We start from the raw sequence: 9953 nt of genomic DNA, 5'->3' as shown, positions 1-9953 counted from the left end.
TCTAACGGCGGTCATCATCGGGCCGCGAACCGAACCCACGATCGCGTGCCGCCTCTGACCAGGCGCCGCTGTGCGCCCGCTGCTGCAGCCCGTCGAGGAACGAAGACGTCTTGTGAGGTTCCCCGTCCTTTCCTTGCTTCCACAGGATGCGACTGTTCGTCCGCACCGCCTTGGACAGCACGACGAGCCCCTCTACGAGCAGACCAGAGCCCAGCGTGAGGAGGAGACCGTTGCTCGCGGCGTGCTCCGCGGACGGGTCCACGAGACCCAGCGCGAAGCTCGCACCGAACTTGATCGCGAAGTTGAGGGCGAGCAAGACCACGGTGATGACGCGGTACCGCATGAAGACCAGTCCGTCCTGCTCGAAGACCCGGATCGTCGCACCACGCAGCAAGCCGAGAACCACGCTTACCGCCGTCGTCGCGATGAGGAACCCGATTGAGACGGGAGACTGGGCGACCTTCGCCAAGTCCATCAGCCCGATCGCGGTGAGGATCGCGGGCAGCAGTAACATCCGCCGGCCCTCTGCCGCTTCCCCAATGAGACGACGGATCAGCAGGTAGCCGATCACCACGATGATGAGGATGACCTCGATAGGACCGCTCATCGATCCCACCTCCTAAGCTCTGTGCGTTCAACTGGACGTGTCCCAAGGTAGAAATCCCGCGCCGCTGCCGCCTCGGGCCTCCGGCGTATCTTCGGGTGGAGATCTTCTCCACCCACGATCTGCCTGGATTCGATCTGGTGCTGGCTATGCCCGATACGCGAGACTCGTCAACGTGGCCTACCGGGAGCTTCCATCGGCCGGGCGTCGGCTCGCGCGCCTCGTGCTGCGCGCCGGAGAACCTGACGGTTCGCCCTGCTGGTCGTCGGCCCGCGCATGGCGGTGCTATTCGTGGTCGCCGGCGCCAGCCTCGGCCGCGTCATCCGCGCGGGGCTGAAACGACGGGGTCTCCTTGACCAACTATGAATCCTTACGGTACGACGGTCACGGGCCATCTTCCGTTGCGGATGAGTCGGGCTGCTAGAGAACCCGCGACGCGGTGCAGGGGGCTCGCGGACGCACCGACCACGATGAGGTCGGCCGCCTGTTGTGCCGCTACGGAGAGGATCTCCGTGCAGGGGTCTCCGCGGCGCTCCATGAACTGCACGCGCACATCGGTGAACTGTGCGCGCACACTGGCGAGGGTTCTGAGTTCGTCCGCCAGGTCGGCGTTCGCCTTGTAGGCTGCGACGTCAGCCCCGGGGACCGTGCCCACGAGAAGCGTCGACGGCGCATGCACGAACACGCCGATCAAGGAAGCGCTCTCCACACGCGCCATATGGACGGCCAAGGCCCCTGCGCGATAGGAGGACGGCGACCCGTCAACAGCGGCAAGGATGGTTCGGCGCTGAAACCCCACGAACGCATTCTCCTCGGCGGCGCGCCGCCGTCAACGAGATCACGGGCCGATCGCCGGCGAATCCCGCACCCGGGACGCGTGGTACGCCACTGACTACCTGCCGACGAGACAGGAAGAGTCACAGGCTTTCCAGTCGGTCAAGGTCCGTGGTTGTGCGCGCGTCGTCCGTCGCGTTGCCGGTATTGACGGTGGCTGCCGACTCGAACAGCACCACGTTCGCCGTCGGCTGCGCGACAGGCCGGTGCTCGACGCCGCGCGGGATGATCACGAGCTCGCCAGGTACCAGATCAACGACGCCGTCCTCAAGCTCGATGCGCAGCGCGCCGTCAACGACCAGGAACAGTTCGTCTTCGCCGTCGTGGTGGTGCCAGGTGAACGCCCCCTCGAACTTCGCAACCTTGACCTGCATGTCGTTGATGTCACCGGCGATCTTCGGACTCCACGTATCGGTGAAGCGAGTGAAGGCGTCGGTGAGCACGATCTTCTTCAACATGAGCGGGTCTCTGTCCTCGTGGTCGGGCGCATGTGCGACGCAGTGCTGTCGTTCATTCTCGCGTGAGGAGCGACCGACGACATGCTCAGTCAGAGATCCGGCACGGATCACGGGCGCGATCGCCGGGCAGAGCGGACCGGTCCGCTGCTACCTGAAAGCCCTCGCCGACGCCAGCGCCCCGCAAATGCGAACGGTCACGCGCTCGAACTATGGCGCGCCGAATGCCACTGAGGAGCCGGGCGCCGGCGCATTCCGGTTCTCCAAAGACGCGCGATCCGGGCTCGCCCACGTCAAGATCGAGCAGACCGGGGTGAGTGCGGACGCACTCGTCGTCATCCGTTTCGCAGACGGCAAGATCGATGTGCAAATGATCAGCCTCGTCGACCCGTCATCGGCAGTCGCCTGGCGGATGAGCGCGGTCAACGACCACTCGACCAAGAGCTACACGTCAGCCACCGGGTTCTGATGCGCAACTGAGTGGCCGCCGCAGTCACTCCACGTACCTTCATCCGCGGCTGCACCGCCGATGCGGGTGCGAGGGGCCCAGAAGGCCACGCCGGGGAGACGCGTACGCTGAGCCTGTGATCGCAACCGTGGTCCTGCCGCTGATCGTTGTCATCATGGCGCTCGGTGTGGTTCTCGGCGTGCGGGCGTGCGCGAACGGCCGAATCAAGCTGAATCTGGCGATCGGCTTGCGCGTCGGCTGGGTCCTGCATGACGAGGAGGCATGGGAGGCCGGCCACAAAGCGGCGATCCCCGCGGTCGCGCGGGTTGCACCGATCGCCGTGGTCATCGCTCTCGTCGCCGCGATTCCCGCATTCGGCGAGCTTGCGCAGATCCTGATCGCGCTGGTCGGCCTCGCCGTGGTCGTCGTGGGGCTCCTCTGGGGCACTGCTGCCGCGAACCGGGCAGCAAAGGTATCGGTCGAATCGAGGGCGTGAACGCCGGCTACATGATCGGCGCTGACGGACGCAGCTGGTGCGTGGACGCGGCGAGGCAATCGGGGTGAACTGGCGGCATGCAGTTCTTCGACTCTCTGCCCGATGCCGAGCCGCCAGAGGAGGCTCCGCCCGCGGTACCCCCGTGGCGTCAGCCTCCTATCGGTGAGGTTCCGGTGCCAGTCGCCGTCGGTTCAGTTCTCGCGCGCACGCCGGGCGCCGTCTTCTCGCTACGGCGCATCGACGGCGGGCATCCGCAGACCGCGGGTGGCGGATGGAGCCGTCGAGCGTGAGAACACCTCAGGGGCCCGTCCTGTCGATGAACCATCGCGGGGGCGGTGGTTCTGACAGGGCCTACTCGATGGGGTATCGGCTGTGGCTGTGGCCGCTCCCGCCTGATGGACTACTTACTTTTCACTTTCAATGGCGTGATCTGGGAATCCAGGAAGGGTCCACCGCGGTGGATGCCGGCGCAATCCTCGCTGCATCATCCGGTGCGATTGCGCTGTGGGAGCCGTGAAAGCGTGTTGGTGGCTGTGCGGCGGCGCAGGATCTCGCGAGATCGGATCGGTTGGTTTTCGAGGGGTGGTCGGACAAGGGGTGACGAAGCCTGATGACGAGGACTACGGCGCGATGGGTGGCCGGTGGGGTCGGCGTAGTCCGTCGAAGACCACCTGGCGGGCGCGCTGCCGCGCTGCGTCGGGCGTGGGTCCAGGCATCCGTGGCTCTGCCAGTCCGCGGATGAGGAAGACGAGTTCGTCGACGTCGATGTCGTCTCGGACGCCGCCCGACTCTTGCGCGCGGCGCAGTGCCCGCTCGATGACCGCTCCCAGCTCGATCGACGCCTGCTTTGCGGGTCCGCTCCACCGTTCAGCTCCGAAGAGGTAGTGCCCCAGTGCCAGCTTTCCCGGGACGTGCTCTACGAGCGTGGCGATGAGGTTGAACAGCGCCGTGGTGGCGTCTGGCTCGGACTCGGCGGCCTGAGCCTGCGCAGTGAGCTCGTCAAAGCGGGAGAGCAGTGCGCTCTCGACCAGGTCGCGCTTCGTCGGAAAATGCCGAAAGACCGTGCCGACACCCACGCCGGCACGACGCGCCACCTCCTCCGTCGAGGCGTCGGTCCCCTGCTCGACGAACACCTCCTCAGCGGCATCCAGCACCCGGCGTCGGTTTGCCTCAGCGTCCGCGCGCATCGCACTCCCTTGAACCGGAGTACGCACTCCGGTAATCTTCGAAACACGGAGTCGATACTCCGTTTGCCAGTTAGAAGGAGTGTAGATGGTGCCTGCAGTCGACGAGACAAGAACCCCCGCCGAGGTCGTACACGCGGTGCTCGACTGCGTGAGCCGGGCGGTCATGGGCGATGCGAGTGCGCTCGACGATATGACTGAGCTTTACGCAGACCCGACCTATGTCCTGCACCCGATGCGTCCGGATCTCCCGCCAGTGAGGACTCATGACGATTTTCGCCGTCACGCCTCGGCGATCGGCACGCGCCGTGCGCGTCCGGATTCCCATCGCGCCGCGGATGTTGTCGTCCGCGAGACGACCGACCCCGAGCTCGTCGTCACCGAGTTTCACTACGAGACCATCGTCGACGGTCAGACGCTGATCACACCCTGCATCTGGGTCACCCGGGTGAGAAACGGGCGCATCGTCGAAGCCCGCGACTATAACGGCGAGCGCCACGCCGCGTAGGCACGGCACCACTCCCCCGCGACGGCTAAACGAACCGCGGTAAGCATCGAGGCGATCGTTCGCGATGGAGCTCCAGAAGTCCCATACGGGGGCGCGGGCTACTCTCGCCGTGTGACCGCCGGGGCCGCTGCCGAGATTCGATTCCCGAGGCCGCCGTGGTTGTTGCTGGACGAGCTTGCACGTCAAGCGGTGAGGAACGCCGGCGGCAATTCAGCGGGCGATGAGTGGACCTGGGTCGAGCACGGTTCTAACTCTCTCGTGGTGCTCGCTGGCGACACGGCTGTTCGCATCTCTCGCCAACCGGCCGGGGTCGCGCAGTTGCTCCGCACGCAAGCGCTTGTCGATGCGCTTCCCGATATGCCGTTCGCGGTCGCCCGCTCGCGAGGCGAAGCGGTCGAACTCGAGGGGCACATTGCGATCCCGACGGATCGCCTGTCTGGCACACCCCACTCTTCCGGATCGGGGAACCCGGATGAGTTGCGGCGCCTGCTCTCCGCAGTGCACGAGCTTGATCCCCAGCCACTCGCCGAGTTCTTGACACGGCCGCACGCGTTCATGGGCGGCGACGCTTGGGAAGGGATTCTTCTCGAGCGTGTAGTGCCGCTGCTCGACGCGCGGGCTCGCCCGGAAGCGCGACGGCGCGTCGGTGCTCTCGCAGCGCTTCGACCGGATCGCAGTGCTGTTGTCCACGGCGACCTCGCTGGGAGCAACGTTCTGTGGACCGGCGGGCGAGTGACGGGCATCCTTGACTGGGATCTCGCCGCGCCTGGCGACCCGGCGGAGGATGTCGCTGCCCTCGCGTCATGGCATGACTGGTCGCTGGTGTCTGAACTCACCGACGCGCAAACTGCGACCCGGGCAGCGGCGTATCGCGACACGTTCGCGCTGCAAGTGATCGCGTTTGGCATCATCAACGAGCGACCGCCCGCACAGATTCAACGCGCGGTGATGCGGGCCGAGCGGCTGCTTCAGGCCGCCTAGCCGGAGGACCGTGCCGGGGCATGCAGTCACCCTGCCGGGCAGAGGTCTCTTTCCCGGCCAGCTGTCTCGTTCACCGGTGCTCACTCTTGACCGTCGGCTCCGCCGCGCGATCGTGTTCGGCGCGCGAAATCTGGTATTTCAGGTCATGACCACGGCCGGGCGGCACGCGCTCGCCACCACAGCGCGCGAGTCCCTGGTGACGATTGCCCTGTTCCTGTTGCCGACCGCTGTGTTCGCTGTCGCGATCGTCATCGTCGCGGTCGCGCAGACGCGCAGTCGCCGCGGATCGCGCCTCGAACGAGGGCTCCTCTGGGCCGTCGCCGCTGCGGATGTCGCGCTCACGGCTTCGCTGTTTGTCGGCAACGTGAGTATTGTTCTCGGCCTCGCTCGGGCGCACGCAGAGCTCCTGATGCCTCTATGTCTCCTTCTGCTCGGCGCCGCGTATCTTGCTCGGGGCGTCCAGAGGCGCGGCGGGGTCGTGTCGCCGGACGTTGTGCGATTCGTCAGCGTTCTGGGGCGCCACGACTGAGAGCGAAAGGCAGTCCTGCGCGTAGAGCCGTCTCCAGTGGGACAGCGAGCGACGCGTCGTTGCATCCCAACCCGATCCCCCTCTATCCGATCTTCGGCTTGCGCGCCGGTCGGTGCTCTGACTACAGCGCCATGCCGGGCACGCGCTTGCGGATGGCTTCGAGCTCGGCCTCGTCGGAGACGCCCTGCCAGTCGTAGCGCGGCGTGTACGGCGATTCCAGCGAACGGATGTCTTCATCCGACAGCTCCACGTTGAGCGACGCGACCGCGTCGTCGATCTGCGCGATCGAGCCGGCACCGACGAGCGGGGCGGTCACGACCGGCTGACGGCGGAGCCACGCCAATGCGATCTGCGCTCGGCTGACGCCGTGCGCCTCGGCGACGCGGCCGACCGCGTCGATGATGGCGCGGTTCGAGTCTTCCTCAGCCGGGCTGTAGAGCAGATCGGCGTAGGCGCCGTCGCTCTCGGAGCGAGTCGTGGCTTTGGCGTTATCCCACGCGCGGGCGAGGCGACCGCGTGCCAGAGGTGACCAGATGATGGTGCCCACCCCGTTGTCCAGCGCGAGTGGGATCATCTCGCGCTCCTCCTCGCGGGCGAGCAGGTTGTAGTGGTTCTGCATCGTGGCGAACCGGGCCCAACCGTTCATCTTCTGCAGGTGCAGCGCCTTCGCGAACTCCCACGCATGCATCGATGAGGCGCCGAGGTAGCGCACCTTGCCCGCCTTGACGAGATCATGAAGCGCCTCGAGTGTCTCCTCCCACGGCGTCTCGTGGTCGTTGCGGTGGATCTGGTACAGATCGATGTAGTCCGTGCCGAGGCGCTCGAGCGAGTGATCGACCTCCTGCATGATGGCTTTGCGTGACAGGCCGCGCCCGTTCGGGCCGAGACGCATCGGGTGACGCAGCTTCGTCGCGATGACGACCTCGTCGCGGTCGGCGAAGTCGCTGAGCGCGCGGCCGAGGATCTCCTCACTGGAGCCGAGCGAGTACAGGTTGGCGGTGTCGAAGAAGTTGATGCCCGCCTCGAGCGCGTGCTTGATCAGCGGCCGGGACTCTTCCTCGGGCTTCGACCACACGGGATGGCCGCGGTCGGGCTGCCCGTAGGTCATCGCGCCTATGGCGATGGGAGAGACATCCAAGCCGGTCGTGCCGAGTTTGATGTAATGCATGATGAAGACGTCCTTAGGTCAGGTCCTGGTAACGTAGTGAGTCGCGGAGGATGCTCCGCAAGTGTGAATCAAGTTAGCGGAGGATCATCCGCATGTCAACATGAGGCGAGGTCGAGTCATGAGCAGCGAGACAGCAACGGGCTACGGCACGCAGCGCCAGGCGGCCGCGAAGAACCGCACGGCGATCATCGACGCGGCGCACGAGCTCTTCGCGGAGAATCCACTCGTTCCCCTGAGCGACGTCGCCAAGAAGGCGCGCGTCGGCATCGGAACCCTCTACCGCCACTTCCCCACCCGCGATGACCTGATCCTCGCCGCCTACCAGCACGACATCGATCGGCTCAGCGGCGCCGCTGAGGACGCGCTCGCGCGCAACACGTCAGCGAAGGCGGCGTTCGTCGAGTGGTTCGAGATGCTCGCCGGCTATATCCGCATCAAGCACGGCCTGGGTGACGCACTGCATTCCGCCGCCGCTCAGCAGGTCGTCGACGACTCCTGGGGCCCGGCAAGCGCCGCGGTCGCGACGTTGCTCGACGCTTGCGTGGCCGAAGGAAGCATCGCCCCGGGGCACGATGCCGCTGACGTCATCATGCTGATGAGCTTCCTGTGGCGCGTGCCGAACACCGGCGAGGGCGTCGCGCAGGGGCGCCGCTTGATCTCGACCGTGTTCACTGGGCTTCAGTCCAAGCCGGAGTGGGCATAGGCCACATCAATCTGAAGCCGTGCCGGACGAGTTCGGCACCTTGGAGCCATAGGCGGCCGTTCGGCGACAACGATCACGTCGGCCGTGGGACAGGGAGCAAGGCGCTCCTCGCGACCGAGCTCGGCCTGCGCGTCCGCAGAGTTTTGCGAGGTCTCAGCGGTCCTCCTGAGGTCCCCTGGGCGCCTCTCCGAGCTCGACGGGAACGCCCCCATTTTCGGGCTCGAATCTCTCGACGCTGACCTCGTGGTCGTCCGGCCCGACGGGCTGAGGATCGCGATCATCCTACTCACCAGCGTGCAGGGTGCGGCAGAGACGTGGGTGCACCGCTGGGCGGAATACGTGCACCGTCGCCGGCTCGACGACAGTGGCATCGTCGTGATCTTCGGCGCCGCGGAGTCCCCAGCCACGCCGTGCCTCGGCGTCCCAGGACGCCTGCGCCGCACGGTGCGCGGCCTACACCGGTTGCCGCAGCTGGCTGGCGCGCAGCTTCGCGTCGGAGCGAAGAGGGGCGGTGCTGGGCATGCGACGGTGGCGTGGCGGATCGAGTGAACGAGATGTCCGTGGCGACGACACGAGCGAACGGTGCCCGTCCTCCGATCGAGGGCGGGCACCGTTCGACGACGCGGGCCGTCGCTAGTGCGCCCCAGTGCGGCGGAACCTTTCTCGGGCTACGGACATAGCTCTAGTGACACGTCCGAACGCAAGAGCCTTGGAGCACCCATGATCGACATCAACGCCGCATCCGCCGTGGACATCGAACTACCGCGGACAACACAGATAGACGTGAGCTACCTTGTCGAGCAGGCGCTGACCCGCGGCCCGGTCGATCAGTCGAAGTGACTGCGCTCGCCGCAGCGCGCGCACGACCCCCATTCGCGGGGGGTTGTCGAATGGCGATCGGCATTCGCCCTACGCTGGCGGCATGTCGGGGGACCGTTCTGGAGAGAGCGATGCTGCGCTGTGGCTTGAGGTGCTCAGCGGCACTGCCTCCTCGTTCGCGGTCGTCTACGAGCGGCATCGCCGCCAGGTGTTCCGCAAGGCCTACGCGCTGACCGGCGATGTCACGGACGCGGAGGACGTGCTTGCGATCGTGTTCCTCGAGGCGTGGCGGAAGCGGACCGAGGTGCGCATCGTCGACGGTTCGTTGCTCCCGTGGCTGTATGCGACGGCCGGGTTCACGGCCATGAACACCGAGCGGGCGAAGAGACGCCACCGCATCGCCCTCGCCAAGCTTCCGGCCTCAGTGCCGGCCCCAGATGTCGCAGCCACTGTGGCGGACACGATCGACGGCCTGGCAGAAGTCAGGGCGCTCATCGACGCGCTCTCGCATTTGAGGCCGAAGGAGCGAATCATCGTGCAGCTGTGCCTCGTCGACGAGCTGTCTCTGGTACTGGCCGCGGCCGTGCTTGACCTTCCGGTAGGCACAGTGAAGTCGCGCCTTCACCGGGCTCGGGAGAAACTACAGCGGCTCCTGAAGGACTCGCGCGGCACCAGGACAACTGCGACTTATTTCCGGGAGGTGACCGATGAGCCAGGACGATGAGCTTGTCTCGCCTCCACGTGACGAGGCCATCCGCACCATGCTGATGGACACCGTCGACGCCGACCCGACGGTACGCCGGCAGCGCAAGCGGCGGCGGACTCTCGTGTTCGGGTCGATCGGCGTGCTCGTCGCCGCGAGCGTCGGGATCGGAGCCGGCCTGGTCGTTCACGCCCAAGGGGTGACGAACACGTCCGTCGTGCACTGTCTGTCGTCGGCCCACCGCGGCCTCGGAGGGAAGTACCCTGACGCATCGGCATCGCTTGCCTCGACCTCCGGCGTCTCACGCGCTGACGACGCGATCGGGCTGTGCCAGGACATGTGGCGACAGGGCGTGTTCGAGCCCGGCTATAACCCGACGTCGTCGAATAACCGATTCGGCACGGTCCCCTCGCAGCTCACCGTGTGCGTGATGAAAGACGGCAGCGCCGCAGTCGTCCCCGGCGATGAGCGCGACATCTGCCAGGGCATCGGGCTGGCACCGCTCAAGCCGTAGCCGTGCC

Annotated in this window: 14 protein-coding genes; 8 read left to right on the top strand and 6 right to left on the bottom strand. The window is 66.5% G+C overall.

What is annotated here, in order from left to right; all coding sequences use genetic code 11:
* Position 1: 1 nt before the first annotated feature.
* From ACFOYW_RS14270 to ACFOYW_RS14260, 3 genes are all read right to left on the bottom strand, one after another.
* Entirely contained in the window at positions 2-607 is a 606-nt protein-coding gene (locus ACFOYW_RS14270) for a DUF1453 domain-containing protein (RefSeq protein ID WP_390230224.1), read from the bottom strand.
* 367 nt (positions 608-974) lie between these two features.
* On the bottom strand, positions 975-1403 hold the full coding sequence (locus ACFOYW_RS14265) for a universal stress protein (RefSeq protein WP_390230222.1): 429 nt from the start codon (positions 1401-1403) through the stop codon (positions 975-977).
* 118 nt (positions 1404-1521) lie between these two features.
* On the bottom strand, positions 1522-1881 hold the full coding sequence (locus ACFOYW_RS14260; protein ID WP_390230220.1) for a cupin domain-containing protein: 360 nt from the start codon (positions 1879-1881) through the stop codon (positions 1522-1524).
* A gap of 199 nt (positions 1882-2080) precedes the next feature.
* Between ACFOYW_RS14260 and ACFOYW_RS14255 the strand changes: the two genes are divergently transcribed.
* A complete protein-coding gene (locus tag ACFOYW_RS14255) occupies positions 2081-2362 on the top strand; it encodes a hypothetical protein (protein WP_390230218.1) in 282 nt (93 codons plus the stop codon).
* A 115-nt stretch (positions 2363-2477) separates the two neighbouring features.
* Positions 2478-2837, top strand: a complete 360-nt coding sequence (locus ACFOYW_RS14250) for an SdpI family protein (RefSeq protein ID WP_390230216.1) — start codon at positions 2478-2480, stop codon at positions 2835-2837.
* 620 nt (positions 2838-3457) lie between these two features.
* Here ACFOYW_RS14250 and ACFOYW_RS14245 read toward each other — a convergent pair.
* A complete protein-coding gene (locus ACFOYW_RS14245) occupies positions 3458-4024 on the bottom strand; it encodes a TetR/AcrR family transcriptional regulator (protein ID WP_390230214.1) in 567 nt (188 codons plus the stop codon).
* Positions 4025-4109: 85 nt separating this feature from the next.
* On the opposite strand from ACFOYW_RS14245, the gene ACFOYW_RS14240 reads away from it, so the two are divergent.
* Together ACFOYW_RS14240 and ACFOYW_RS14235 are read left to right on the top strand one after the other, a co-directional pair.
* Entirely contained in the window at positions 4110-4529 is a 420-nt protein-coding gene (locus tag ACFOYW_RS14240) for a nuclear transport factor 2 family protein (RefSeq protein WP_390230212.1), read from the top strand.
* Positions 4530-4640: 111 nt separating this feature from the next.
* Complete coding sequence (locus ACFOYW_RS14235) at positions 4641-5510, top strand: phosphotransferase family protein (protein WP_390230210.1); 870 nt, start codon at positions 4641-4643, stop codon at positions 5508-5510.
* A gap of 70 nt (positions 5511-5580) precedes the next feature.
* On the opposite strand, the gene ACFOYW_RS14230 is transcribed toward ACFOYW_RS14235, so the two are convergent.
* Together ACFOYW_RS14230 and ACFOYW_RS14225 are read right to left on the bottom strand one after the other, a co-directional pair.
* Positions 5581-5907: a hypothetical protein gene (locus ACFOYW_RS14230; RefSeq protein WP_390230207.1), complete on the bottom strand. Its 327-nt coding sequence runs from the start codon at positions 5905-5907 to the stop codon at positions 5581-5583.
* A 253-nt stretch (positions 5908-6160) separates the two neighbouring features.
* Positions 6161-7207: an aldo/keto reductase gene (locus ACFOYW_RS14225; protein ID WP_390230204.1), complete on the bottom strand. Its 1047-nt coding sequence runs from the start codon at positions 7205-7207 to the stop codon at positions 6161-6163.
* Positions 7208-7325: 118 nt separating this feature from the next.
* On the opposite strand from ACFOYW_RS14225, the gene ACFOYW_RS14220 reads away from it, so the two are divergent.
* From ACFOYW_RS14220 to ACFOYW_RS14205, 4 genes are all read left to right on the top strand, one after another.
* Positions 7326-7910 (top strand): TetR/AcrR family transcriptional regulator, encoded by a 585-nt coding sequence (locus tag ACFOYW_RS14220; RefSeq protein WP_390230201.1) that lies wholly within the window; start codon positions 7326-7328, stop codon positions 7908-7910.
* 243 nt (positions 7911-8153) lie between these two features.
* Positions 8154-8459 (top strand): hypothetical protein, encoded by a 306-nt coding sequence (locus ACFOYW_RS14215; protein ID WP_390230199.1) that lies wholly within the window; start codon positions 8154-8156, stop codon positions 8457-8459.
* A 373-nt stretch (positions 8460-8832) separates the two neighbouring features.
* Positions 8833-9453 (top strand): RNA polymerase sigma factor, encoded by a 621-nt coding sequence (locus ACFOYW_RS14210; protein WP_390230196.1) that lies wholly within the window; start codon positions 8833-8835, stop codon positions 9451-9453.
* Complete coding sequence (locus ACFOYW_RS14205; RefSeq protein WP_390230194.1) at positions 9437-9946, top strand: hypothetical protein; 510 nt, start codon at positions 9437-9439, stop codon at positions 9944-9946. Before ACFOYW_RS14210 ends, ACFOYW_RS14205 begins: the two co-directional genes overlap by 17 nt.
* Positions 9947-9953 lie beyond the last annotated feature (7 nt).

The sequence above is a fragment of the Gryllotalpicola reticulitermitis genome, from assembly GCF_042651345.1.
GTDB classification, from domain to species: Bacteria; Actinomycetota; Actinomycetes; order Actinomycetales; family Microbacteriaceae; genus Gryllotalpicola; species Gryllotalpicola reticulitermitis.
The sequence above is the reverse complement of the archived record's forward strand: the minus strand, read 5'-3'. Positions and strand labels throughout refer to the sequence as shown.